20 protein-coding genes are annotated in these 24,411 nt (G+C 64.5%); 10 read left to right on the top strand and 10 right to left on the bottom strand.

Going from position 1 to position 24,411, the window contains the following annotated elements; genetic code table 11:
• Window positions 1-162 precede the first annotated feature (162 nt).
• The 4 genes from BLS75_RS23835 (at window position 163) to BLS75_RS23850 (ending at window position 6,291) form a co-directional block, all read left to right on the top strand.
• Window positions 163-1,959 (top strand): ankyrin repeat domain-containing protein, encoded by a 1,797-nt coding sequence (locus BLS75_RS23835; RefSeq protein ID WP_072451968.1) that lies wholly within the window; start codon window positions 163-165, stop codon window positions 1,957-1,959.
• 109 nt (window positions 1,960-2,068) lie between these two features.
• The gene (locus tag BLS75_RS23840; protein WP_092214983.1) at window positions 2,069-3,982 is read left to right on the top strand and encodes an ankyrin repeat domain-containing protein; all 1,914 of its coding nucleotides are present in this window, start codon (window positions 2,069-2,071) and stop codon (window positions 3,980-3,982) included.
• A 164-nt stretch (window positions 3,983-4,146) separates the two neighbouring features.
• Window positions 4,147-5,178 carry a histone deacetylase family protein gene (locus BLS75_RS23845; RefSeq protein ID WP_072451894.1) on the top strand — a complete coding sequence of 344 codons (1,032 nt, stop codon included), beginning with the start codon at window positions 4,147-4,149 and terminating at the stop codon, window positions 5,176-5,178.
• Between the two features lie 12 nt (window positions 5,179-5,190).
• A complete protein-coding gene (locus BLS75_RS23850) occupies window positions 5,191-6,291 on the top strand; it encodes a polyamine ABC transporter substrate-binding protein (RefSeq protein ID WP_047338155.1) in 1,101 nt (366 codons plus the stop codon).
• Between the two features lie 113 nt (window positions 6,292-6,404).
• Here the strand turns inward: BLS75_RS23850 and BLS75_RS23855 are convergent, their stop codons facing one another.
• The gene (locus BLS75_RS23855; RefSeq protein WP_072451895.1) at window positions 6,405-7,616 is read right to left on the bottom strand and encodes a YeeE/YedE family protein; all 1,212 of its coding nucleotides are present in this window, start codon (window positions 7,614-7,616) and stop codon (window positions 6,405-6,407) included.
• A 39-nt stretch (window positions 7,617-7,655) separates the two neighbouring features.
• The gene (locus BLS75_RS23860; RefSeq protein ID WP_065365004.1) at window positions 7,656-9,206 is read right to left on the bottom strand and encodes a MocR-like pyridoxine biosynthesis transcription factor PdxR; all 1,551 of its coding nucleotides are present in this window, start codon (window positions 9,204-9,206) and stop codon (window positions 7,656-7,658) included.
• A 106-nt stretch (window positions 9,207-9,312) separates the two neighbouring features.
• On the opposite strand from BLS75_RS23860, the gene BLS75_RS23865 reads away from it, so the two are divergent.
• From BLS75_RS23865 to BLS75_RS23875, 3 genes are read left to right on the top strand one after another with little or no spacing between them, the layout of a single operon-like run.
• On the top strand, window positions 9,313-9,936 hold the full coding sequence (locus BLS75_RS23865; RefSeq protein WP_015637526.1) for an FMN-binding negative transcriptional regulator: 624 nt from the start codon (window positions 9,313-9,315) through the stop codon (window positions 9,934-9,936).
• Window positions 9,937-9,966: 30 nt separating this feature from the next.
• Window positions 9,967-10,413, top strand: coding sequence for a GNAT family N-acetyltransferase (locus tag BLS75_RS23870; protein WP_072451896.1), 447 nt, complete (start codon window positions 9,967-9,969; stop codon window positions 10,411-10,413).
• Window positions 10,414-10,432: 19 nt separating this feature from the next.
• A complete protein-coding gene (locus BLS75_RS23875; protein WP_072443398.1) occupies window positions 10,433-11,104 on the top strand; it encodes a GNAT family N-acetyltransferase in 672 nt (223 codons plus the stop codon).
• Window positions 11,105-11,187: 83 nt separating this feature from the next.
• Here the strand turns inward: BLS75_RS23875 and BLS75_RS23880 are convergent, their stop codons facing one another.
• Complete coding sequence (locus BLS75_RS23880) at window positions 11,188-12,087, bottom strand: homocysteine S-methyltransferase family protein (RefSeq protein WP_011064317.1); 900 nt, start codon at window positions 12,085-12,087, stop codon at window positions 11,188-11,190.
• A 110-nt stretch (window positions 12,088-12,197) separates the two neighbouring features.
• On the opposite strand from BLS75_RS23880, the gene BLS75_RS23885 reads away from it, so the two are divergent.
• Together BLS75_RS23885 and BLS75_RS23890 are read left to right on the top strand one after the other, a co-directional pair.
• Window positions 12,198-13,019 carry an ABC transporter substrate-binding protein gene (locus tag BLS75_RS23885; protein ID WP_072451897.1) on the top strand — a complete coding sequence of 274 codons (822 nt, stop codon included), beginning with the start codon at window positions 12,198-12,200 and terminating at the stop codon, window positions 13,017-13,019.
• A complete protein-coding gene (locus BLS75_RS23890) occupies window positions 13,016-13,852 on the top strand; it encodes an amino acid ABC transporter permease (RefSeq protein ID WP_072451898.1) in 837 nt (278 codons plus the stop codon). Before BLS75_RS23885 ends, BLS75_RS23890 begins: the two co-directional genes overlap by 4 nt.
• A gap of 3 nt (window positions 13,853-13,855) precedes the next feature.
• On the opposite strand, the gene BLS75_RS23895 is transcribed toward BLS75_RS23890, so the two are convergent.
• The 4 genes from BLS75_RS23895 to BLS75_RS23910 all read right to left on the bottom strand — a co-directional run bounded on the left by BLS75_RS23895 (window position 13,856) and on the right by BLS75_RS23910 (window position 18,864).
• Entirely contained in the window at window positions 13,856-14,125 is a 270-nt protein-coding gene (locus BLS75_RS23895) for a helix-turn-helix domain-containing protein (protein WP_072451899.1), read from the bottom strand.
• Entirely contained in the window at window positions 14,122-15,396 is a 1,275-nt protein-coding gene (locus tag BLS75_RS23900) for a type II toxin-antitoxin system HipA family toxin (RefSeq protein ID WP_072451900.1), read from the bottom strand. Before BLS75_RS23900 ends, BLS75_RS23895 begins: the two co-directional genes overlap by 4 nt.
• Window positions 15,397-15,628: 232 nt before the next feature.
• Complete coding sequence (gene oadA / locus BLS75_RS23905; RefSeq protein ID WP_011064322.1) at window positions 15,629-17,437, bottom strand: sodium-extruding oxaloacetate decarboxylase subunit alpha; 1,809 nt, start codon at window positions 17,435-17,437, stop codon at window positions 15,629-15,631.
• Window positions 17,438-17,448: 11 nt separating this feature from the next.
• Window positions 17,449-18,864, bottom strand: coding sequence for an acetyl-CoA carboxylase biotin carboxylase subunit (locus BLS75_RS23910; RefSeq protein ID WP_015637534.1), 1,416 nt, complete (start codon window positions 18,862-18,864; stop codon window positions 17,449-17,451).
• A 190-nt stretch (window positions 18,865-19,054) separates the two neighbouring features.
• Here BLS75_RS23910 and BLS75_RS23915 point away from each other — a divergent pair, with 190 nt between their 5' ends.
• Entirely contained in the window at window positions 19,055-20,017 is a 963-nt protein-coding gene (locus BLS75_RS23915; RefSeq protein ID WP_072451901.1) for a LysR family transcriptional regulator, read from the top strand.
• Here the strand turns inward: BLS75_RS23915 and BLS75_RS23920 are convergent.
• The 3 genes from BLS75_RS23920 to BLS75_RS23930 form a co-directional block, all read right to left on the bottom strand.
• Window positions 19,959-20,171, bottom strand: a complete 213-nt coding sequence (locus BLS75_RS23920; RefSeq protein WP_072451902.1) for a PA3496 family putative envelope integrity protein — start codon at window positions 20,169-20,171, stop codon at window positions 19,959-19,961. The two genes, BLS75_RS23915 and BLS75_RS23920, sit on opposite strands and share 59 nt — an antisense overlap.
• Before the next feature lie 185 nt (window positions 20,172-20,356).
• Window positions 20,357-21,223 (bottom strand): transcriptional regulator HexR, encoded by an 867-nt coding sequence (hexR, locus tag BLS75_RS23925; protein ID WP_011064325.1) that lies wholly within the window; start codon window positions 21,221-21,223, stop codon window positions 20,357-20,359.
• Window positions 21,224-21,390: 167 nt separating this feature from the next.
• Window positions 21,391-24,255 carry a putative bifunctional diguanylate cyclase/phosphodiesterase gene (locus BLS75_RS23930; protein ID WP_011064326.1) on the bottom strand — a complete coding sequence of 955 codons (2,865 nt, stop codon included), beginning with the start codon at window positions 24,253-24,255 and terminating at the stop codon, window positions 21,391-21,393.
• Window positions 24,256-24,411 lie beyond the last annotated feature (156 nt).

Raw genomic sequence — 24,411 nt, forward strand, 5'->3', positions numbered from 1 at the left:
GCGATTGCATTACATTGCCGACCTTTCTACCGGCAAGGGACTGCACGCTTGAACCTATTCACACACGCCATCGGCATTCGCAGGCTTTGCCTGGCACTGGTGCTGCTGGCTGGCGTCCCTGTCGCCCAGGCGTTCGACCTGTCGAAGATCCGCTGGTGGGAGATGCAGAACGGCATCCTCCTGGACGATCCGGAAACCGCCACGCTGCAACTCGAACCCTTCCCCCTGCCCGGGCTGGCCCAAGCGCCAGCCCGAGTGATCCTCAGCCAATACCACGGCCTGTTCTATCTCAACGGCTATGCGGATGGGCAGTACCGGCAGCGGGTCTACAAGTCGCCGCCCCTGCCGCTGTTCAACGCCCAGGAACTACAGGCCTGCGTGCCCGAGCAGCAACCCGTTGGGGCCTCGGACAACTGGCCGTCGAGCAAGCAGCTGGAAGCCGCCCTGAGCCTGACCAAACTGAGTTTCGACTGCCAGAGCCCAGGCTGGGAGTTGAGCAATCGCTATCTGCTGGTGGACAGCCGCGATCCCCAGCGGCCGTTGCTGGCCATCGGTCAGCGCCAGGGCGAGGCACGGATCGACTTCACCCCGCAGCAACCCATCAGCGCCGAGGTCCAGCAGCAATGGCTACAAGCCCTGCAGAAATATCCAAAGTTGCTGGAGCCCTTTGACGCCAGCAGCGGCCAGCTCAGCGTCAAGCCCTATGCGCTGCCGCCCAGCGCGGAGCAGGTCTGGACAGAATTTCGCCAACTGCACGCGCAATTGCGCGACGCCAAGGACAAGGCTCCGGGCATATCCCGGGTGCAAGTCTTCTTCACCCGCCATGACTTTCGCGCTATCGCCCCCGAGCGCAGTACCTACCCGGGCCTGCTCAACGACATCGCCTATTGGGCCACCGAGGCCGGCCAGTTGCAGAGCGCCCGGCCCTGGCTGGCCTATGTACTGAGCCGCGACCCCAACCGCATGCCTACCTACCTCAATCTGGCGGACCTGGACTGGCGCCTGTACGAACAGGAGCCAGCGGACACCCGGCACCTGGGCCGGGCCATGGAAAACTATCGGCTGTACTGCGGGCTGCGTCTGCAACGCCAGCTCGGGGTGCCCGCCAGGGTTAGCCAACGTCTGGGCCTGGAGGTTGCCAGCGAGCAGGCCTGCCAGAGCTCCTGGCCACTGGTGACGGCAGTGGACCAGGGTGACCAGGCCGAAGTCCGGCGTCTGCTGCACAATGGCCTGCGCGGCGACGTCATCGCCGCCGATGGGCGCCCGGCGCTGTTGCACGCGCTGGACAAACCCGACCTCGACATTGCCCGGCTGTTGCTGGCCCATGGCGCCCGCCCCCAGGGCCAATACAACGGCCGCACCCAGGTGGTCCTGGCCATGCGCCGCGACCTCAAGGACAACCCGGACCTGAGCCAGGCCAAGCGCCTTGGGTTCCTGTTGCAGGCCGGTGCCGCGATCGATGAGCAGGATGCCCAGGGCGGCACTGCACTTCAGCAAATGGCCAAGGAACGCGACGACATCGAGCGCTTCAACTGGTTGCTGCAACACCCGCAAGACCTCGACAAGCGCAGCGGGCCAGACGGCGAAACCGCACTGTTTCTGGCGCTCAGGGGCGGCAACTACGCCGCTGCCAGAGAACTGATAGAGGCCGGTGCCAACCTCAACCTGAGCTACGGCCGCGATTTCTGCGCACAGCAGCCGATTCGCCAAAGCCTGCTGATGATCGTCGCCGAACAGGGCTCGCCCGAGGTCATCAATCCCTGGGTCAGCCAGCAAGAGAGCCTGGACATGTTCACCCTGCTGCTACAACGTGGCGCCGACCCCAACGTCGGCCGCTACTGCAAGAACAACGGCTACACCTGGCTGCTGGAGATCATGGCCCGGCGCAAGCGCGACGACATGCTCAAGGTGCTGCAAGGCTTTGCGCCGCCACCGCCGGCGACGGCGTTTCGTCTGTGAGGCGTGGCGCCGAGCCCGCTTCGCTCCAGAAACAAAGCCCGGCACAACGGCGCCGATTGCATTACATTGCCGGGCTTTCTACCGGCAAGGGACTGCACACGTGAACCTATTGACCGCCATCGCCCGGCGCAACGGCATTCGCGGGCTTGGCCTGGCGCTGGCACTGCTGGTTGCCGCCCCCGTGGCCCAGGCCTTCGATGTGGACCTGGCCTGGTTCAAATGGTCGGGAATGCGCCGCAACTTCGTCCTCGACTCCCCGGAAACCGCCACCCTGGAGCTCAAGCCTTTCCCCCTGCCGGGCTTGGCGCGAATGCCGCTGCGGATTGTCCTGAGCCAGTACCGCGGGCTGTTCTACTTCAATGGCTATCAAGACCTGCAGTACCGGCAGCGGGTCTACAAGTCGCCGCCGATGGCCCTGTTCAGCCCTGAAGAGCTGCGGGCCTGTGTGAGCCCGGGCGATGACATCCAGGTCAGCGACATCTGGCCCACGAGCAACAGCCTGGCCCCCGGCATCACCCTGACGCCCCTGAGCTTCCAGTGCAAGGAGCCATCCGAGTGGCAACTTAGCGGGCGCTACCTGCTGATCGACCAGCGCGATCCGCAACACCCGCTGCTGGCCATCAGTCACCGCCAGGACCTTGGCCAGATGGAATTCACCCCGTTGCAACCCATCAGCGAGGAAACCGCGCGGCAGTGGTTGCAGGCCCTGGAGACATTCCCGCCGTGGTTCCGCCCCTTCACCCAAGGCAGCGGGCCGATCACCGTCAATGCCTTTGTGCCTGCGCCAGCCTCGACCCCGGACAGCCTGTGGAAAGAGTTCCGCGCGCTGCACGAACAACTGCGCACGGCCAAGGACAAACTGCCGGGCATCCGCGAAGTGGAAGACTTCTTCGTCACCCATGACTTTCGCAGCATCGCCACCGAGCGCCGTGAATACGCCGGCCTGCTCAACGACATCGCCTACTGGACCAGCGAAGCCGGGCAGCTGCAAACCGCCCGCCCCTGGCTCAAAGAGGTGCTGCACCGCGACCCGGGGCGCATGCCGACCTACCTCAACCTGGCGGACCTGGACTGGGCGATCTACCAACAACGCACGCAGGACAACATCCACCAGGGCCGGGCCATCGAGGGCTACCGGGTGTATTGCGGCCTGCGCCTGAAGCGCCAGATGAGCATCCCACCCCGGGTGCTGCAGCGCTTGGGCCTGAACGCCGCCAACCCCCGGGACTGCCAGGCCTTCTGGCCGCTGGTGGCCGCCGCGGATGCCGGCGACCTGAGCGAAGTGCAGCGCCTGCTGGCCAGTGGCATCAGCGGCGAGGTCATGGCCGACGATGGCCGCAGCGCCTTGTTGCACGCCCTGGACGCACCGCACCTGGACATCGCCCGGCTGCTGCTGGAGCACGGCGCCCACACCAGCGGCCTGTACAACTGGACCACCCTGGCGACCCTGGCCATGCGCCGCGACCTGGGCGACAGCCCCGACCTGAGCCAGGGCGGGCGCCTGAAGTTCCTCATCGAGGCTGGCGTGGCCATCGACGAACCCGACAGCCAGGGCGTGACGCCACTGATGCAGATGGCCGAGAACAAGCGCAGCCTGCAAGGCTTCAGCTGGCTGCTGCAGTACCCGCAGAACCTCGACCTGCGCAACAAGAATGACGGCGAAACCGCACTGTACCGGGCCTTCTCGGGCAACAACTACGTGGCCATGAAGCAGTTGATAGCGGCCGGCGCCAACCTCAACCTGAGCTACGGCCGTGCCGTTTGCAACAACCAGCCCGTCGGCGAAAGCCTGCTGACCCTGGTCGCCGACAAGACCTCCGCCGACGCCCAGTCGCCCTCCGTCAGCCAGCAGGACACCCTGGAGATGTTCACTCTGCTGCTGGAGAAAGGCGCCGACCCGAATGTCGGCCAGCACTGCGAGAAAAAGGGCTACGCAATATTGCTGGAAGCCATTGCCCGGAAAAAACGCGAGGACATGCTCAAGGTCCTGCAGCGCTACGCCCCTACCCCGCCTGCCAGCTGAAACCGGATGGCGCCCCGCAACGGGGCGCCATGCCTCTTTAAGGGGCGAATTTCGGTCAAACACTTTGGCCACATCAATCCCCTTTTGGCCGCTCCTGCCGTTCTCCCAAACCCCGCGCCCCGCAAGACTGTGATCCACCGAATCAGCCTGCGGAGAACAAGAAAATGCTGACGATCTACTCGGACGATCACCACCTGCACCACGGCCGTTGCGAACTCATCGACGGGCAACTGATGCCCTGCTTCGAAATGCCTTCCCGGGCCGACCACGTGCTGGATCGGGTGAAACATCAAAACCTGGGGCCGGTAGAGGCACCCAAGGATTTCGGCCTGGAGCCCATCGAGCGCATCCACAGCCGGGCCTACCTGGACTTCTTCAAGGGCGCCTGGGCGCGCTGGGCGGCACAGGGCATCGACGGCGACCTGCTGCCCTACACCTGGCCGGCGCGTACCCTGCGCAGCGTGATTCCCACCAGCCTCCACGGCCAGCTCGGCTACTACAGCTTCGACGGCGGCGCGCCGATCACCGCCGGCACCTGGCAGGCGGCCTATAGCGCGGCGCAGGTGGCGCTGACCGCCCAGGCCCATATCCAGAATGGCGCCCACAGTGCCTTCGCCCTGTGCCGGCCACCGGGACACCACGCCGCCGGCGACCTGATGGGCGGCTACTGCTACCTGAACAACGCCGCCATCGCTGCCCAGGCGTTCCTCGATCAGGGTCACAGGAAGGTCGCGATCCTCGACGTCGACTACCACCACGGCAACGGTACCCAGTCGATCTTCTATGAGCGCAGCGACGTGCTCTTCACCTCGATCCACGGCCACCCGGAAGCCGAGTTCCCGTTCTTCCTGGGCTATGCCGACGAATGCGGCGAAGGCGCCGGGGAAGGCTTCAACTTCAACTACCCGCTGGCCGCCGGCAGCGGCTGGGATGCGTGGAGCGCGGCCCTGGAGCAGGCCTGCAACGAGATCCACAGCTATGACGCCGACATCATCGTGGTGTCCCTGGGCGTGGACACCTTCAAGGACGACCCGATCTCGCAATTCAAACTCGACAGCCCGGATTACCTGGCCATGGGCAAGCGCATCGCCGCCCTCGGCAAGCCGACGCTGTTCGTCATGGAAGGCGGTTATGCGGTTGAGGAAATCGGCATCAACGCCGTCAACGTTCTCGAAGGCTTCCAAAGCGCCCAGTGAGGGATTCGCATCATGCAAAGACTCAAACGCTTAATGATCCCCGCCCTGTGCGCCAGCCTGCTGGGAACCGCCGCCCACGCCGAAGAACGCACCCTGCGGGTGTACAACTGGTTCGACTACATCACCCCCAAGGCCCTGGAAGACTTCAAGGCCCAGAACAGCCAGGTGAAGCTGGTCTACGACATCTTCGACACCAACGAAGCCCTGGAGGCCAAGCTGCTCACCGGCAACTCCGGGTATGACGTGGTGGTGCCGTCCAACGTGTTCCTGGCCAAGCAGATCGAGGCCGGGGTGTTCCAGCCCCTGGACCGCAGCAAGCTGCCCAACTGGAACCATCTGGACCCCAAGCTGATGAAGCTGATCGAGGCCAACGACCCGGGCAACAAGTTCGCCGTGCCCTACATGTACGGCACCATCCTGATCGGCTTCAACCCGGACAAGATCAAGGCCGCCCTGGGGGACAAGGCGCCGGTGGACAGCTGGGACCTGATCTTCAAGGAAGAGAACATCAGCAAGCTCAAGCAGTGCGGCGTGGCCCTGCTGGATTCGCCGTCGGAAATCCTGCCCCTGGCCCTGCAGCACCTGGGCCTGGACCCCAACAGCAAGAAACCGGCGGACTACGAGAAGGCTGAAGCGCTGCTGATGAAGATCCGGCCGTACATCACCTACTTCCACTCGTCCAAGTACATGGCCGACATCGCCAATGGCGATATCTGCGTGGCGGTGGGCTACTCGGGGAGCTTCTCCCAGGCTGCCAACCGGGCCAAGGAAGCCAAGAACGGCGTGACCGTGGACATGCGCCTGCCCAAGGAAGGCGCACCGATCTGGTTCGACATGCTGGCGATCCCCAAGGGCGCGAAGAACCCGGAAGATGCCTACACCTTCATCAACTACCTGCTGCAGCCCCAGGTGATTGCCCCGGTCAGCGACTTTGTCGGTTATCCCAACCCGAACAAGGACGCGACCGGACTGGTAGACCCTTCGATCCGCAACAACCCCAACCTGTATCCGACAGAAGCGGCCATGAGCACCCTGTACACGCTGCAGCCGTTGCCCCGTGATGCAGAGCGGGCGCGGACCCGGGCCTGGACCAAGATCAAGTCCGGGACCTGATCCGGCGCAAGCACACGGGCGGTGTTCTGGTGGGCGGCGAACGACGAGGACGCGGCGGGTGATAGACCGCGTCGCCGCTGTTCGCCGGCAAGCCGGCTCCTACACAGTGGCGTTTAGCAGCCGGTGAGGCCTTGGGGGCTGCGTTCCTCGGCGAAGAACCAGGGCCGCAGGCGCACGCCCACGCCGTTGCCGATGAAGGCCGCCACCAGCCACAGCCAGCCATGCAGGCTGCCGGAGGCGATGCCGCTGAAGTAGGCGCCGATGTTGCAGCCATAGGCCAGGCGCGAACCGTAGCCCAACAGCAGGCCGCCGATTACCGCCGCCACCAGGGAACGGGTGGGGATTCTCAGGTTGGGGGCAAAACGTCCCGCCAGCCCTGCCGCCAGCAAGGCACCCAGGACGATGCCGATGTCCATGACGCTGGTGATGTCCTGCCACACCGGTGCCGCCAGCGCCTTGGCATTCGCCGCGCCCTGCCAGAACACCCAGCTGCCTACGTCCACCCCCAGCCCGCTGGCGACCTTGGCGCCCCACAGGGCGAACGCCGAGGTAATGCCCCATGGGCGCCCCGCCAGGGCCAGGGTGGCAAAGTTCAGCAGAGCCAGGGCTACCGCGCCCCAGACCAGCGGCCAGGGGCCGCGCAGCAGCCGGCGCCAGCCCTGGTGCTCGCTGGCGACCGGAGCTTCAAGGCTGCCATGACGGCGCTTTTCCAGGGTCAGGGTGAGCACCGCGATCAGCGCGAACAGGCACAGGCTCAGGCCCAGCGCCGGGCCTACACCAAAACTCTGGACGATAGAGATTGGCGGCAGCGACGGCAGCGCAAACCACCAGTCGACGTGATGGGTGGCGATCAGCGAACCGCAAATGAAGAACGCCAGGGTCACCAGCATCCGCGCATTGCCGCCGCCAACGGTGAACAGGGTGCCCGAGGCGCAACCGCCGCCCAACTGCATGCCGATGCCGAAGATGAAGGCACCGAAGATCACCGAGACGCCGGCCGGCGCCACCAGCCCCACCACCGGCTGGCCGAACAGGCTGCCCGCCCCCAGCGCGGGGAAGAACAGCAGCACCGCCAGGGCCAGCATGACCATCTGCGCTCGCAGGCCGGCGCCACGCCGGTCGCGGATGAACACCCGCCAGGCCGAGGTGAAGCCGAAGGCCGCGTGGTACAGGGTCAGCCCCAGGGCAGCGCCCAGCAGCAACAGCAGCACCTGGCGGGCACCCACCTGGGCTTGCAGGAACAGAGCACCGGCCACCAGCATCAGCAAGGCGAACAGCGGGGCGCCGAACTTGCGTTCAGGCGCCAGGGAGAGGGTCTGGCTCATGGGGGTTCTCGCGCGGGAAATGCTCGCGAGTATACCGCGTCAGGCCCGCCAGGCCTGGCGCAAACGGCTTACCGCAGCCTGTATATCGGCTTCCGGCACAGCCGCGAAGCCCAGAACCAGCCCGGCCCGCTGGTCCTCGGGCAAGGTGGTTTGCGGCAGCCAGTAGCTGCTCAGGCCGGCGACCTCGACCTCCACACTGGCGGCCTGGGCCAGCAGTTCCTGTTCCCGCGCCAGGCTGTCGACCCGCACCGTCAGGTGCAGCCCCGCCGCCACGCCGGGCAGCGGCCCAACGCCGCCGATCGCCTGCGGCCAGGCCGCCAGCAAGGTGTTGCGCCGGCTCAGGGCCGCCCGGCGCATGCGCCGGATATGCCGCTGGAAGTGCCCGGCGGCCATGAACTCGGCCATCACCGCCTGGGTACTGACCTCGGAATGGCGCACGTCCACCGCCCGGCGCTGGGCGAAGGCCTGGACCAGGGTCGGCGGCAGCACCAGGTAGCCCAGGCGCAGGGCCGGAAAGGCGACCTTGCCGAAGGTCCCGACGTAGATCACCCGGCCCTGGCGGTCCAACGCCGCCAGGGGGGCCAGGGGCGCACCGCTGTAGCGGTACTCGCCGTCGTAGTCGTCCTCGATGATCCAGCCCTGGCTGCGTTCGGCCCAGGCCAGCAGCTCCAGGCGCCGGGCCAGGCTCATGATCACCCCGGTGGGGTACTGGTGGGACGGCGTGACATAGGCCAGGCGGCAGCTGTCCAGCTGCTCCAGCTGGCGGCAGTCGATGCCCTCCTGGTCCACCGCCACGCCCTGCAACTGCGCACCCGCCAGGGCGAAGGCATGCCCCGCGGCGCGGTAGCCGGGGTTTTCCACAGCCACCTTGTCGCCGGGCTCCACCAGCAGCTGTGCACAAAGGCTGATGCCCTGCTGCGCGCCACTGGTGATCACAATTTGTTCAGCCGTGCAGTTCAGGCCCCGAGCGCTGCGCAGGTAGGCGGCGATCAGGCTGCGCAGCCGCGGATCGCCCGCCGAGTCGCCGTAGCACAATTGCCCGAGGTCGGGCCTGCGCCAGAAAGCCGCATTCAGCTTGGCCCAGACCTCGAACGGGAACAGATCGAAGGCTGGCACGCCAACCCGAAAAGCCCGTGGCGGCCCCTTGGGCGGGGTACTCAAATGATGGGTTTGCAGGCGCTGCCAGCCGCTGCTGTGGATAACTTTACTGGATAAATCACCAGCCATTTCTGCCTGTTTTGTGGATAACCCTGTGGGTAAGCCTGTTGAAAACCCTGTGGATAGTTTTGTGGATAGTTTTTTGATCGGCAATCGGGTTTCCGGCAATTGCGCCACATAGGTGCCGTCACCGACCCGCCCTTCGATAAAACCCTCGGCGTACAGCTGGTCATAGGCCCGCACCACGCTGTTGCGGGAAATCCCCAGGGCGGCGGCCAGGTCGCGGCTGGCAGGCAGGCGCGTACCACTGGCCAGGCGCCCGTCCAGTACCCGCTGTCGCAAGGCCTGGTACAGCTGGCGACTGAGGCCCTGGCGGCGGTCCAGCTCGATGCCGGCAGGGTTGAAGGACAACGGGGGTACGGCACTGTTCATCGAGGTTCACCCGGGCAATTGGACCTACAAAATAGACCAGAGATGGCTCTTACAACGAACCATTAGCCTGCCTAGGATGCAGCCACTCGCCAAGGATTTTTTTTACATGTACCTACCCCGCGCTTTCGTCGATGAAGACCTCGCCCGCCTGCAGCAACTGATCCTGGGCAGCCGCCTGGCGACCCTGGTGACCTGGGGCGCCCTGGGCCTGCAGGCCAGCCACCTGCCCCTGCTGCTGGACCCCGGACAGGGGGCCAATGGCACCCTCTACGGGCACCTGGCCAAGGCCAACCCGCAATGCGCCGAACTGGCCGCTGGCGCCGAGGCGCTGGTGATCTTCACGGGCGAGGATGCCTACGTCAGCCCCTCGTTCTATCCAAGCAAGGCCGAGCACGGCAAAGTGGTGCCGACCTGGAACTACGTGGCAGTGCACGCCTATGGCCAGCCTGAGGTATTCAGCGATCCGGAGCGGCTGCTCAAGGTGGTGGGGGGCCTGACCGAGCGTCACGAAGCCGGCCGCCCCCAACCCTGGCAAGTGACAGATGCCCCCGCCGACTACCTGGAGGGCATGCTCCGGGCAATCGTCGGCTTTGCCTTGCCGATCCAGCGGCTGGAAGGCAAGCGCAAGCTCAGCCAGAACCGCAGCGCCGAGGATATCGCCGGGGTGCGCGAAGGCCTCGCGGCCAGCGCCGACCTGCGCGACCAGCAACTGTCCCGACTGATGAGCTAGGTTTTCGTCCAGAACAATAAAGGAGCTTTCATGCGCCAGATCCAGATCCGCCCCGTTACCGCCGCCGACCACAGCGCCTGGCTGCCCCTGTGGCAGGCCTACCTGCGCTTCTACGAAACCGAACTGCCGGACGCCGTGACCCAGAGCACCTGGCAGCGCTTTCTCGACCCCCGCGAACCCACCCACGCGGCCCTGGCCTGGGACGGCGAGCGCGCCGTGGGCCTGGTGCATTTCATCTACCATCGCTCCAACTGGAGCATCGAGAATTCCTGCTACCTGCAGGACCTGCTGGTGACCCCGGACCAACGCGGGACCGGCGTGGGCCGCCAGCTGATCGAGTTCGTCTACGCCCAGGCCAAGCAGGACGGCTGTGCCAAGGTGCATTGGCTGACCCACGAAACCAATGCCACGGCCATCCAGTTGTATGAGCGCATCGCCGAGCGCCCGGGTTTCATCCAGTTCCGCAAACCCCTCTGAGTTGCCAAGGAGCCACTGCATGTCGATTTCACTCGCCGATTGGAAAGGCGTTCCCGCCCCCTCGGCCACCCTGCTTGATGGGCGCTTCATCCGTTTGGAAAGGCTCGACCCGGCGCGCCATGGCGACGATCTGTTCCAGGTGCTGCAAGGCCCGGGCGCCGATCCGGTGCTGTGGAACTACCTGCCTTACGGCCCCTTCCCCGAGCGCGCGGCGTTCGATGCCTGGCTCAGTGGCCATGCCGCCGCCAGCGACCCGTATTTCTTTACCGTGATCGACCGCGCCAACGGCCAGGCCCAGGGCATCATCAGCCTGATGTCCATCGTCCCGGCCCAGGGCCGCATCGAGATCGGCCACGTGACCTTCGGTTCCCCCATGCAGCGTTCGCCAAAGAGCACGGAAGCGGTGTACCTGCTGGCCAAGGAAGCTTTCGCCCTGGGTTACCGGCGGCTGGAGTGGAAGTGCAACAACGCCAATGAGCGCTCGCGCTATGCCGCACAGCGCTTGGGTTTCAGCTTCGAAGGGGTGTTTCGCCAGCACATGGTGGCCAAGGGACAGAACCGCGATACCGCGTGGTTCTCGATCCTGGACGGGGAATGGCCGGCAATCGCCAGGGGCTTCGAGCAGTGGCTCAGCGATGAAAACCAGAGCGGCTCGGGGCAGCTCAAGTCGCTGGCGGAGTGTCGCGGCTAAGCGGGATTTTCGCCGGCAAGCCGGCTCCTACAGGAATTGCGGTGAACCCGAACCTTGTAGGAGCTGGCTTGCCAGCGAAGGACTCAACCGAGCTTCTGCGCCAGCACCGCAATATGCTCGGGCCCGATGCCGCAGCACCCGCCCACATGGCTGGCACCGCGCTGGTGCCAGTCCGCCACCCATTGCAGATAACCCGGCGGGTCCAGGTCTTCACGCAGCGGGCACAGGCCATCGTTGGCGGTGGCATCCTCGGGCTGCGGCGGGAAGGCATTGGCGTACACGCCGATATGGATCTGCACGCCCAGGCGCTCGAAGGTCTCGCGAGCCGCATCCACCGCAGCCCCAATCACTTCCGGCTGGCTGCAGTTGAACAGCAGGGTCTGCACCCCCAGTTGCGCCGCCACGGCTGCCGCTTCGGCCACCGTCTCGCCGGAACGCAGGCGCGGCACTTCGTCGACCTCTTCGTCCTTCAGGGTGAAGGACAGCCAGAACGGCTTGCCGTCCTTGGGCAGGCCGGCGTGGATAGCCCGCGCTTCGACGATCGAGCTCTGGGTTTCCGCCAGCCACAGGTCGACATGAGGCGCCAGGCCCTTGACCAGCGGGCTGAGGATTTCCTCGACCCGCGCAGCGTCGAACAGGTCCGGACGATAGGAGCCGAACAGCGGCGGCAACGACCCCGCCACCCGCACCGGCTTGCCGGAGGCCTCGACCGCGCGGCGCGCCAGCTCGCCCGCCAGGGCAGCCAGGGCCTGGCCTTCAGCAGCGAAGCGCTCTTCGCCGATATGGAAAGGCACCACCGCGTAGCTGTTGCTGGTGATCACATCAGCGCCGCTGTCGATGTAGGCCGCGTGCACCGCCTCCACCGCCCGGGGGTCTTCGCTCAATGCCAGTGCCGACCACTCGGGTTGCCGGAACGGCGCACCACGGCGCTGCAACTCGCGACCCATACCGCCATCCAGAATTACCGTGCTACCTGCGCCCATATGCTTTTCACTCATATGCTTATGAAAATAACTCACTATCAGAGTCGTTCTTATAACTATTTAATACGCACCATTCAGTTAATAACAACTCTTTTTCAGTCAGGTTTTCGATGAATTTCAAACCGCTGCTGGCCCTCGGCCTGACCGTTCTCGCCGCCTCCTCCCAAGCCTTCGCCGGCGCCACCCTGGAACGTATCGAGCAGAAAAAGGAGCTGGTCGGGGTGCTGATGGAAAGCTACCCGCCCTTCTCCTTCCTCAACGAGCAGAACCAGCTGGACGGCTTCGACGTCGACGTGGCCAAGGCCGTGGCCGACAAGCTCGGGGTCAGGCTGCGCCTGGAAACCCCGTCCTGGGATGTGATCGCCGCCGGACGCTGGAGCGGGCGCTACGACATCTGCATCTGCTCCATGACCCCGAGCAAGGCCCGCGCCGAGGTCTTCGACTTCCCGGTGCAGTACTACGCCTCGCCGGCGGTAATCGTGGTCAACGCCAAGGATGAACGGATCCACGGCGCCCAGGACCTGAGCGACAAGAAGGTCGGCCTCACCGCCGCCTCCAGCTACGAGGGCTACCTGAACAAGAACCTGGTGATCGAAGGCGCCGAGGACACCCACCTGCAATACCCCTTCGAGAATGTGCAGATCGCTCCCTACGACACCGACAACGTGGCCTTCCAGGACCTCGGCCTGGGCCCGGGTGTACGCCTGGATGCGATCCTCACCAACCTGGTCACCGCCCAGCCGCGCCTGACCCAGGACTCGCGCTTCAAGCTGGCCGGCGAGCCGCTGTACGCCGAGCCCAACTCGGTGGCCATCGAGAAAGGCGATGCCCAGTGGGACGCCAAGGTGCGTGAAGTCTTCGCCCAGTTGAAGCAGGACGGCACCCTGAGCAAGCTGTCGCAGAAATGGATCGGCGCCGATATCAGCCAATGACTGCCTACACGCCACCGCCTCAGCCACCCCAACCGGTGGCTGAACCGCTGCTCAAGCGCCTGCTGGGTTTTCGCAGCCGCCTGTACCTGACCTGGGCGACCCTGCTGGTGCTGTTCGCCAGCTTCTTCCTGAGCTTCGAGCTGAAGTTCTCGATCATCCTCGACAAGCTGCCGAACCTGCTGGGTCTGCACCTGTCCCCCAGCGGCTTTCTCCAGGGTGCGGCGCTGACCCTGTTCCTCTGCGCCTGCTCCATCGTCGCTTCGTCGCTGCTGGGCTTCATCACCGCCCTGGCGCGGCTGTCCTCGAGCGCCGTGGCGTTCGGCATCGCCAGCTTCTACGCCTCGTTCTTTCGCGGCACTCCGCTGCTGATCCAGATCCTGCTGATCTACCTCGGCCTGCCACAACTGGGGGTGGTGCCGGGCGCCATTACCGCCGGGATCATCGCCCTGTCGCTGAACTACGGCGCCTACCTCAGCGAGATCTTCCGCGCCGGCATCCTCGGCGTGCCCCATGGCCAGCGCCAGGCCGCCCTGGCCCTGGGCATGAGCGACAGCGTGATCTTCTGGCAGGTGACCCTGCCCCAGGCCATGCGCACCATCATTCCGCCGGCCACCAACCAGTTCATCTCGATGCTCAAGGACTCGTCGCTGATCTCGGTGATGGGGGTCTGGGAAGTGATGTTCCTGGCCCAGTCCTACGGCCGTTCCAGCTACCGCTACATCGAGATGCTCAGCACCGCGGCGCTGATCTACTGGCTGCTGTCCATCGGCCTGGAACTGATCCAGGCGCGGATGGAAAGGCATTACGGCAAGGGTTACGTTCAGCGCGGGTGAAGCTCAAGGGCGCAGGGAAACCACCCCCATCTGCAGGCCGAAAGGCTTGAACACCGCGTTCAGCGACTTGAGGGTCGGGTTGCCGTCGCCGTGTTCGATATGGATCAGGGTACGCAGGGAAATCCGGCACACCCTGGCGAACTGGCTCTGATGCAACCCGGTGACTTCAGTGCGCAGGCGCTTGACCGCATCACCAACCGACAAACGCCCAGCGGCCAGTTCCTGGCGGATGTTATCGATCAGCAGGCCGCGCTGTTCCAGGGTCGTAGTCATCGCAAACCCCACTCCTGCAGGCGTCGATCCAGGTCACGCAGGTAAATGCGCGGGTGATTCAGAGTGGCCTCGGGCAAGCCCCCGGCACTCAGCAGGTCCGGCAGGGCCCGTAGCCGTTCGGCATCTTCGCGCAGGCGCGTCAGCGCAGCATCGGGATCGATCAGCGGCTTGAGGCTGGCACACACCTGGCGCCAGTCGATATCACCCGCCACTTCCATCCGGCCGGGCCATTTGGTGCTGCGGGTAATGCCCTTGTCATCCATCACTCGCGGCGCCAGATCGTGGATCGGCGCCAACTGCACCTGGCCCTCGTGACGGATGATCCAGGTATTGCGCCCATGGTTGGCCGAGTTGCCAAGGATCTTGTTGAGCAGGTCCCGACGCAGGTAGTCGGCCACCAGCTCCGGGATCGCCGAGGCCTGCCCGGCGGTTCGCCAGAGTTCGGCCAGCAGCCCCAGGACCTTGGTGTGCCGCATGCCCAGGCTCTGGCCGGGCAACCCCGCCAGGGAATAGATGGACTCCAGCGCCAGCCGTTCCACACCCTGCCCGTGCAGGCGACGATCAAAGCGTCGCATCCACAGGCTCGGCTGTCGCTCCTCTTCCAGGGCCAGGCCTTGGGCGGGAACCGTATCGATGCCCAGCTGCTGCAGCGCCCGGTAGTAGTGGAACTCGCTTCTGAGCATGTCGCAGTCATTTGGCGTCGCCTGCTCTGGCGGGCATTTCACCTGCCAGTGGCACGCCGCCAACCTGTCTTCCAACAGCGCATCGGGGTACAGCAACCCGTCACGCCCCTGGGTCAGCAGCAGCTTCGTCGCCTCGCCAACGGCACCGGTGGCACCGCTCATTGCCGCTCCCTGTTCATGGGCGTATTCAAGAAAGCGGTTGTCGCGGGCGCTGACCTCGGCCCGGGAGAACCCTAGCAGCGGCCGTTCATTCATGGCGGCAAGGGACTCCTTGATCCGCAGATTGCCCATGGGGGCCGCGCTGGATCGGGCCAGCAGGAACAAGTCGGGGGCAATGCCGGCGGGGCGCACGCCCACCGAGCGCTCGGCCAAAAAACGCTGCATGGTGAGCGTCGGCGCAATGTCATACAGGAACGCCGGGGCGCCCGGACTGCGCAGCAGTTCCCAGGTCAGCGGCAGACGCACACTCACCGATCCCGCCAGCGGCGTGGCAAAGGCTTCCAGATTGCCTGCCAGGTACGACTGCTCATAACCCAGACGGCAAGGGCTGGTGAAACCCTGCTCGGGATGCTCGAAAATCAGGGTCATCGCATCGCTCCACGTCCCGGCGCGATGGACCTGCAAAGTCAGCTGTAGCATTCATTACCTGCAATTTAATGCACTTTTGGTGCGTCATTACCTCTGCGAAATGCATTGTAATGCAGATACAGCCGATTTTTGCAGACAATAAGTGCACTAAAATGCACTTAGGCAAATCGTGGACAAAAAAAGGGAGGCCGTGGCCTCCCCGAGGTAAAGCGTTGCAGATGAAGGCCTGAACTCAGCCTTCGATCTCGATCAGGATCTCGCCCGGGTTGACCCGGTCGCCCTTGGCCACATGGATCGCCACGACCTTGCCGGCAACCGCTGCCTGGACTTCGGTCTCCATCTTCATGGCTTCGGTGATCAGTACCGCCTGGCCGGCCTTGACCGTGTCGCCTTCCTTGACCAGCACATCGACGATGTTGCCCGGCATGGTGGTGCTGACATGGCCCGGGGCGCTCGCCTGCTTGCGCTTGCTGCCACCGCCGCCGACGAATTCGTTGAGAGGTTCGAACACCACCTCTTCCGGCATGCCGTCGATGGACAGGTAGAAGTGACGCTTGCCTTCGGCCTTGACCCCGACGCCGGTGATGTCGACGCGGTAGGTCTCGCCGTGGACGTCGATGACGAACTCGGTGGGCACGCCTTCACCGCCCGGCTTGCTCACGCCGCCCGCTTCAGGAATCGGCAGCAGCACTTCCGGAACCAGGGTGCCAGCCTCACGCTCTTCGAGGAACTTGCGCCCGATGTCCGGGAACATGGCGTAGGTCAGCACGTCTTCTTCGGAATGCGCCAGGGCGCCGATTTCGCCACGCAGCTTGGTCATTTCCGGCTTCAGCAGGTCGGCGGGACGTACATCGATCACCTCCTCGCTGCCGATGGCCTGGCGCCGCAGTTTCTCGTCGACTTCCCCCGGAGCCTTGCCGTAGCCGCCTTGCAGGTAGAGCTTCACTTCGTTGGTGATGGTCTTGTAGCGCTCGCCAGCCAGGACGTTGAAGAACGCCTGGGTACCGACAATCTGCGAAGTCGGGGTCACCAGCGGCGGGTAGCCCAGGTCGTGACGGACCCGTGGAATCTCGGCCAGCACTTCGTTCATGCGGTTCAGGGCGCCCTGCTCTTTGAGCTGGTTGGCCAGGTTGGAAATCATCCCGCCCGGCACCTGGTTGACCTGCACCCGGGTGTCCACGGCGGTGAATTCGCTTTCGAACTGGTGGTACTTCTTGCGCACGGCGTAGAAGTACAGGCCGATCTCTTGCAGCAGCTCCAGGTCCAGGCCGGTGTCGAACTCGCTGCCTTTGAGGGCTGCGACCATGGATTCGGTACCCGGGTGGCTGGTGCCCCAGGCGAAGCTGGAGATGGCGGTGTCGATATGGTCGGCGCCGTTCTCGATGGCCTTGAGTTGGCACATCGCAGCCAGGCCGGCGGTGTCATGGGAGTGGATGAACACCGGCAGCGACAGCTCGGCCTTCAGCGCCTTGACCAGCTCGCCGGTGGCGTAAGGGGTCAACAGGCCGGCCATGTCCTTGATCGCGATGGAGTCGCAGCCCATGGCTTCCATCTGCTTGCCCTGGGCCACGAAGGCCTCGATGGTGTGCACCGGGCTGGTGGTGTAGGCGATGGTGCCCTGGGCGTGCTTGCCGGCGGCTTTCACCGCTTCGATGGCGACCCGCAGGTTACGCACGTCGTTCATGGCGTCGAAGATGCGGAACACGTCGATGCCATTGACCGCCGCCTTGGCCACGAAGGCCTTGACCACGTCATCGCTGTAATGGCGGTAGCCCAGCAGGTTCTGGCCGCGCAGGAGCATCTGCAGGCGGGTGTTGGGCAGCGCGGCGCGCAGTTTGCGCAGGCGCTCCCAGGGGTCTTCCTTGAGGAAGCGCACGCAGGCATCGAAGGTGGCGCCGCCCCAGACTTCCAGGGACCAGTAGCCGACTTTGTCGAGCTTGTCGCAGATCGGCAGCATGTCGTCGGTGCGCATGCGGGTCGCCAGCAGCGATTGGTGGGCGTCGCGCAGGATGGTGTCGGTTACATGAATCTTCTTGGACATTGTTTTATTCCTCACAGGCCTGCGTGGGCGGCAATGGCGGCGGCGATGGCCAGGGCCAGCTCTTCGGGTTTGCGCTTGATCGAGTAGTTGGTCAGTTCCGGGTGGCTCTCAACGAAGCTGGTGTTGAACTGACCGCTGCGGAATTCCGGGTTGCGCAGGATTTCCTGGTAATAGGCGGCGGTGGTCTTGACCCCTTGCAGGCGCATGTCGTCCAGGGCGCGCAGGCCACGGTCCATCGCTTCTTCCCAGGTCAGGGCCCAGACCACGAGTTTCAAGCACATGGAGTCGTAGAACGGCGGAATGGTGTAGCCGGTGTAGATCGCCGTGTCGGTGCGCACGCCCGGGCCGCCGGGGGCGTAGTAGCGGGTGATCTTGCCGAAGCTGGGCAGGAAGTTGTTCTTCGGGTCCTCGGCATTGATCCGGAACTGCAGGGCAAAGCCGCGGTGCTGGATGTCTTCCTGTTTCACCGAGAGTGGCAGGCCGGAAGCAATGCGGATCTGCTCGCGGACGATATCGATGCCGGTGATTTCTTCGGTGATGGTGTGTTCCACCTGCACCCGGGTGTTCATCTCCATGAAGTACACCTCGCCCTCGGCGAGCAGGAACTCCACGGTGCCGGCGTTCTCGTAGCCCACGGCCTTGGCTGCGCGCACCGACAGGTCGCCGATGTAGGCGCGCTGTTCCGGGGTCAGCTGCGGGCTCGGGGCGATCTCGATGAGCTTCTGGTTGCGGCGCTGGATCGAGCAGTCGCGCTCGAACAGGTGCACCACGTTGCCAAAACTGTCGCCGAGGATCTGCGCTTCGATGTGCTTGGGATTGACGATGCACTTTTCCAGGAACACTTCCGCCGAACCGAAGGCCTTGGTGGCTTCGGAAATGACCCGGGGGAAAGCCTGCTCCAGCTCTTCACGGCTGTTGCAACGACGGATGCCGCGCCCGCCACCACCGGAGGTGGCCTTGAGCATCACCGGGTAGCCGATGCGGTCGCCTTCGGACAGGGCTTCGTGGATATCGGCCACGTTGCCTTCGGTGCCCGGAGTCACCGGCACGCCCGCCTTGATCATGCTGCGGCGGGCTTCGGTCTTGTCGCCCATGCGGCGGATCACTTCCGCCGACGGGCCAATGAACTTGATTCCACGTTCGGCGCAGATGTCCGCCAGTTCGGCGTTTTCCGAAAGAAACCCATAGCCGGGATGCAGCGCATCACAGCCGGTTTCCACCGCCAGGTTCACCAGTTTGCGTGGGTTCAGGTAGCCGGCCAGCGGCTCGGCGCCAATGCTGTGGGCCTCATCCGCGCGCTTTACATGCAAGGCATGGCGATCGGCGTCGGAGAAGATCGCTACCGAACGGATGCCCATTTCCGCGCAGGCACGCACGATTCGTACGGCAATCTCACCACGGTTGGCGATCAGGATCTTTTTTATCACTTGGAGGTTCCCTTGAGCCGTTGAAACAGACGACCCGCTAGACCGAGTCGGCGCGTGACCAAATGTTTCAAGTCAGTCGCAGCGACACACTAGCTCTGCAGAGGGATTAACAAAAATCAATAATTATTGGGTTGGCCATAAGTAAAGACTTATAGTCATGCCACCAGCCCTTGGCGCGAGCCCTCAAGAAATGCGCAAGTCCTTGATGAGACTGACATTGCGTCAGTTGCAGATTTTCAATGAAGTCTGCGATCTACGCTCCTACAGCCGCGCCGCCGATGAAATGTCCCTCACCCAACCCGCGGTCAGCCTGCAGATTCGCCAGTTGGAGGAGCTGATCGGCCAGCCTCTGTTCGACTATGTGGGCAAGAAGCTCTACATGACCGAAGCCGCCGAAGCGCTGCAACGGGCCAGCCGGGACATCTTCGGGCGCCTGGAGAACCTCGACATGCAGCTCTCCGACATGCAGGGTTCGCTGCAGGGCCAGCTCAAGCTGGCCATCGAATCCAGCGCCAAGTACTTCGTGCCGCACCTGTTCGCCGCCTTCAAGCGCCAGCACCCGGAAGTGCACCTGCAACTGACGGTGGTCAACCGCTCCCAGGTGATCCGCCGGCTCTCGGACAATCGCGACGACCTGGTGATCATGTCCATGGTGCCCCAGGACATGGAGCTGGAGTTCCTGCCCTTCCTCAACAACCCGATCGTCGCGGTGGCCCCGCCGGAGCACCCCCTGAGCCACATGGGCCCGCTGCGCCTGCAGGACCTGGAGCCCTACACGCTGGTACTGCGCGAACAGGGTTCAGGCACACGCCTGGCGTGCGAGGAGTATTTCAAGGAGAAGCGCGTGCACTTCACCCAGATCCTCGAAGTGTCATCGGCCGAGGCTCAGCGCGAGTGCGTGCGGGCAGGTCTGGGCGTGGCCTTGTTGACGCGCCACGCCCTGAACCTTGAGTTGGCGACCGGCGGCTTGATCGAGTTGCCGGTCGAAGAGCTGCCATTGCTGCGCAGCTGGTGCCTGGTGCAGGCCAAAGCCAAGCGCCTGTCACCGGTAGCGCATGCGTTCCTGGGATTCATCCGCAGCGAACGGGTGCAGATCAGCGGCTTGGTTGAACGCTTCGACGGGAAGCTGCGGGCGCCGCCTGCCAGTAATTGACGGCGTCCAGCTCGGGGTAATCGTTGATTTGCTGCTGCAACTGACGCAGCTCGAAGCGGTGTTCGATCGCACGACGAAATTCCATGCGGCGCTGGTCTTCCTGCTGACGACGGGTCTTGACTGCGCTGTTGCTCTCTTCGTAAGGCCGGGCCATTTCGAGTCTCCCAATGCGAGTACGGAAGCTTCACGATGGACGTCGGCGGTTACGGTTTGGCGGCGGGCCGGTTACAGGACGATGAACATTCACAGCGCCTACCTTTCTGTAGGAGCTGGCTTGCCAGCGAAGGCGTCCGTCAGCGCGATGCACCACCCCGAGGCCTCATCACCGGCCAGAGAGACTCAGTCGTCCAGGGCTTTCACCGACTTGGGCGAGAGGCGCAGGCTGCGCAAGCTGCGCTTGACGCTCTTGAGGTGGTTCACCAGGCTTGGGCCGCGGGCCATGGCCACGCCCATGGCCAGCACGTCGATCACCACCAGGTGGGCGATACGCGAGGTCAGCGGGGTGTAGATCTCGGTGTCTTCGTGCACGTCGATCGCCAGGTTGACCGTGGACAGTTCGGCCAACGGCGTCTGGCTCGGGCACAGGGTGATCAGCGAGGCGCCGCTTTCACGTACCAGGTTGGCGGTGATCAGCAGGTCCTTGGAACGACCGGACTGGGAAATGCAGATGGCGACATCGGTAGGCTTCAAGGTCACCGCCGACATCGCTTGCATGTGCGGGTCGGAATAGGCCGCTGCGGTCAGCAGCAAGCGGAAGAACTTGTGCTGGGCATCCGCCGCTACCGCGCCCGAGGCACCAAAGCCGTAGAACTCCACGCGCTGGGCCTGGGACATGGCGGTCACCGCCTGCTGCAGGGCCACCGGGTCGAGCTTCTCGCGGACCTCCATCAGGGTATGCAGGGTGGTGTCGAAGATCTTCAGGCTGTAGTCGGCGACCGAATCGTCTTCATGGATCGCGAACTGGCCGAAGCTGGCCCCGGCGGCAAGGCTCTGCGCCAGCTTGAGCTTGAGGTCCTGGAAGCCGGAGCAGCCGATGGCCCGGCAGAAGCGCACGATGGTCGGTTCACTGATGCCCACGCTGTGGGCCAGGTCCGCCATGGAACTGTGCATCACGGCCGCAGGATCAAGGAGCACGTGATCGGCGACCTTGAGTTCCGATTTGCGTAACAAATGACGTGACTGGGCGATGTGCTGCAACAGGTTCAAAGGGCTGGACTCATTGTTATTGGCTGACGCCGGGGATGTAGCAAGCTTGTAGTTATACTACAGGAATCGGCTTTTTGCCCGCCCAATGCATCACGAAGTTGCCTGCCTGCCCCCCATTTTCAGCCGGGTACGACTTATGTAGCCGTTGTGGCAGGCAGCCCTGGCGGCTACCGGCTCTGGGCCTGCAACAGCAGCGCGAGGCCTTCGGCGGCCACCGGGCGGCTGATCAGGTAGCCCTGCACCTCGTCGCAGTGTTCCGCCTTGAGGAAGGCCAGTTGCGCGGGGTCTTCCACCCCTTCGGCCACCACTTTCAACGACAGCCCATGAGCCATGGCGATGATCGCCCGGGTGATCGCCGCGTCCTCACCGCCCTCGGCCAGGCCGCGAATGAAGGCCTGGTCGATCTTCACGTAATCCACCGGGATCCGTTTCAGGTAACTCAGGGACGAATAGCCAGTGCCGAAGTCGTCGATGGCCAGCTTGACCCCCAGGCCCCGCAGTTGCTGGAAGGTCGCGATGATGTGCTCGACGCTGTCCAGCAGTTGGCTTTCGGTCAGTTCCAGTTCGAGAAAATGCGGCTCCAGGCCGGTTTCTTCCAGCACCTGGCGCACCAGGCTCACCAGCTTGCCCTGGCGCAACTGATACACCGACAGGTTGACCGACACGCGAATCGGCTCCAGGCCCTGGCGTTGCCATTCGCAGGCTTGGCGGCACGCCTGGCGCAACACGAACTCACCAATGGGGCCGATCAATCCGGTCTCTTCCGCCAGGCCGATGAAATCCCCCGGGGGCACCCGGCCCATGACGGGGTGATCCCAGCGCACCAGGGCCTCGGCAGCATTCAGACGGCCGCTGGCCAGGCACAGCTTGGGTTGGTAGAAGACCGTCAACTGGCCCTCCTCAATGGCCTTGCGCAGCTGGTTTTCCAGCTGCAGGCGCTCCAGGGTGCTGGCTTGCAGGCTCTCGGTATAGAACTGGAAATTGTTGCCGCCCAGGTGCTTGGCATGAGCCATGGCCATGTTCGCCTGGCTGATCAGGGCTGCGATCTCCCGGGCGCTGTCGGGCAGCATGCTGATGCCCATGGAAGCGCTGACCACCAGTTCATGGCCCTCGACGGTGATCGGCAGGCGCAGCTTGCTCAGCAGCCGGGTAGCGACCCGGGTCAGGCTCGACAGGCTGCCGTAAGCGTCGAACAGTACGGCGAATTCGTCCCCGGAAAGCCGGGCGATGGTGTCGGCTTCCGGCAAGGCATTGACCAGCCGCCGGGCCATCTTTTGCAGCAGCTGGTCGGCCACTTCATGGCCAAGGCTGTCGTTGAGCAGCTTGAAACGGTCCAGGTTGATGTGCAGCAAGGCCAGGCTGCGGCCGCCCTGGCGCACCCGCTGATGGGCCTCGCGCAGGCGCTCGCGGAACAGCGAACGGTTGGCCAGCCCCGTGAGTTCGTCGTAATGGGTGAGGTAGCGCATGCGCTCCTCGGATTCGCGCCGTGCCGAAAGATCGGCGAAGAAGCCCACGATATGCCGGACTTTTCCTCGTTTATCACGCACTACATTCAATTGCAGCCATTGCGGGTAGAGCTCGCCGTTCTTGCGTGTCTCCACCAACTCGCCCTGCCAGCTGCCGTACTGTTCCAGGGCCTGGTGGATCAACGGGTAGTGCCGGCGCGCATCGCGGCTGCACGACAGCTCCACTACATTGCGCCCGAGCATGTCTTCGATCTGGTAGCCGGTGACCTGGCTGAAGGCCTGATTGGCGGCGATCAAGGCGTAATCGGGGTCGAGGATGACGATGCCTTCGCTGGCCGCCTCGAACACCGTGGCCGCCAGGTTGCGCTGGACCTCCAGCTCCTTGTCGGCACTGATGTCGCGACGGGTGCCGGCCATGCGCAGCACCCGGCCACTGGGGCTGCGCTCCACGGCCCGGCCACGGTCCTCGATCCACACCCAGTGGCCGGCGCCGTGGCGTACCCGGTACTCCACCTGGTAATCGTCGCTGCGGCCCTTGAGGTGCTCCACCAGGGCGCGCTTGAGCAGGGGCAGGTCTTCCGGATGCAGGCGTGGCTTGAGATGGCTGAGCATGGCCGTGACATCTTCCGGCTCCAGGCCGAACAGCTCCTTGATCTGGGTGTGATGGACCTCGTCGGTCTGCAGGTTCCAGTCCCACAGCCCCAGCTCGCTGGCGTTCAGGGCCAGGGCCAGGCGCGCCTCGCTCTTGCTCAGGGCCTGGTTGGCGGCGTCCAGCTCCAGGCTGCGCTGGGCCACTCGCTGTTCCAGCCCGGTCTGGGCTTCGCGCAGTTGCTCCTCGGCACGGCGGCGCTGCTCCACTTCCCGGGCCAGCTCGCGGTTGAGCTGATCGCTGCGGCCCTGGGCATTCTGCAGGTGCTCGATCAGGGCCTGGTTCTGAAAGCGCCGCAGCAGGCCGCGCTGCATCAGGCGGTTGACCTGCCAGGCCACCACACTCAGGGACACCAGCAGGATCAGCCCGAGCCAGCCCCAGCCACGCTGCTGGTCGTCGCCGCCCCAGAACAGGTAGGCGATGGCCGGCAACAGACATGGCAAGGTGAATGAAAGGAAGGCCTGCAGGCTCACCGCGTAGGCTACGCTGGCCGACAGGATGGCCGCACCGATGAGGCCGAAGACCCAGGCCTGCTGCAGGAAATTGTCGGTGGGCACCAGGGCGATGCCGGCGCAGGCCAGGGTCAGGCCACTGACCGCCGAGCCCAGGAGAAACATGCGTTGCCACACCGGCTGTGCCTGGCGGCTGGGAATCGCCGAATCGAAGGCCGCCACCTGGATCACCCGCAAGGCCACCAGGGCCAGCAGCCAGACCATCCACACACTGAGCAACAGATAGCGCGCCGGGCTCCATAGCAGCCAGGTGCACACCAGGCCGTTGAGCAACATGAACAAGGTAGGCAGCAACGAGCCCTGGTACAGCAGGCGCGTACGCTCCACTGCCATCTCCACGGCGTAGTGCTGGCGGATGACCCGGGGCTCCACAAAGGGCCCGGACAGGTCGGGGTTAAGTGTCATAGGCAGTGTTCTTATAATGGTTGAGCCCGAAACGTCGCCGGAGCATACACAAGCAAAGCCCCGAGCCAAACTGCTCCAGGTCATAAAATCGATAAAACCGGATGGTCCGGCTTGCACCCTGAAAGCGTCCGGGCGAGAAGCGCCAATGGCTGGGGC

Source organism: Pseudomonas sp. NFPP12, assembly GCF_900103205.1.
Lineage (GTDB): Bacteria > Pseudomonadota > Gammaproteobacteria > Pseudomonadales > Pseudomonadaceae > Aquipseudomonas > Aquipseudomonas protegens.

Coding starts and splice junctions, on each gene's coding strand:
- BLS75_RS23835 (WP_072451968.1), top strand. CDS start 163: ATGCAGAACGGCATCCTCCTGGACGATCCGGAAACCGCCACGCTGCAA.
- BLS75_RS23845 (WP_072451894.1), top strand. CDS start 4,147: ATGCTGACGATCTACTCGGACGATCACCACCTGCACCACGGCCGTTGC.
- BLS75_RS23850 (WP_047338155.1), top strand. CDS start 5,191: ATGCAAAGACTCAAACGCTTAATGATCCCCGCCCTGTGCGCCAGCCTG.
- BLS75_RS23855 (WP_072451895.1), bottom strand. CDS start 7,616: ATGAGCCAGACCCTCTCCCTGGCGCCTGAACGCAAGTTCGGCGCCCCG.
- BLS75_RS23860 (WP_065365004.1), bottom strand. CDS start 9,206: ATGAACAGTGCCGTACCCCCGTTGTCCTTCAACCCTGCCGGCATCGAG.
- BLS75_RS23865 (WP_015637526.1), top strand. CDS start 9,313: ATGTACCTACCCCGCGCTTTCGTCGATGAAGACCTCGCCCGCCTGCAG.
- BLS75_RS23870 (WP_072451896.1), top strand. CDS start 9,967: ATGCGCCAGATCCAGATCCGCCCCGTTACCGCCGCCGACCACAGCGCC.
- BLS75_RS23875 (WP_072443398.1), top strand. CDS start 10,433: ATGTCGATTTCACTCGCCGATTGGAAAGGCGTTCCCGCCCCCTCGGCC.
- BLS75_RS23880 (WP_011064317.1), bottom strand. CDS start 12,087: ATGGGCGCAGGTAGCACGGTAATTCTGGATGGCGGTATGGGTCGCGAG.
- BLS75_RS23885 (WP_072451897.1), top strand. CDS start 12,198: ATGAATTTCAAACCGCTGCTGGCCCTCGGCCTGACCGTTCTCGCCGCC.
- BLS75_RS23890 (WP_072451898.1), top strand. CDS start 13,016: ATGACTGCCTACACGCCACCGCCTCAGCCACCCCAACCGGTGGCTGAA.
- BLS75_RS23895 (WP_072451899.1), bottom strand. CDS start 14,125: ATGACTACGACCCTGGAACAGCGCGGCCTGCTGATCGATAACATCCGC.
- BLS75_RS23900 (WP_072451900.1), bottom strand. CDS start 15,396: ATGACCCTGATTTTCGAGCATCCCGAGCAGGGTTTCACCAGCCCTTGC.
- oadA (WP_011064322.1), bottom strand. CDS start 17,437: ATGTCCAAGAAGATTCATGTAACCGACACCATCCTGCGCGACGCCCAC.
- BLS75_RS23915 (WP_072451901.1), top strand. CDS start 19,055: ATGCGCAAGTCCTTGATGAGACTGACATTGCGTCAGTTGCAGATTTTC.
- BLS75_RS23920 (WP_072451902.1), bottom strand. CDS start 20,171: ATGGCCCGGCCTTACGAAGAGAGCAACAGCGCAGTCAAGACCCGTCGT.
- BLS75_RS23930 (WP_011064326.1), bottom strand. CDS start 24,255: ATGACACTTAACCCCGACCTGTCCGGGCCCTTTGTGGAGCCCCGGGTC.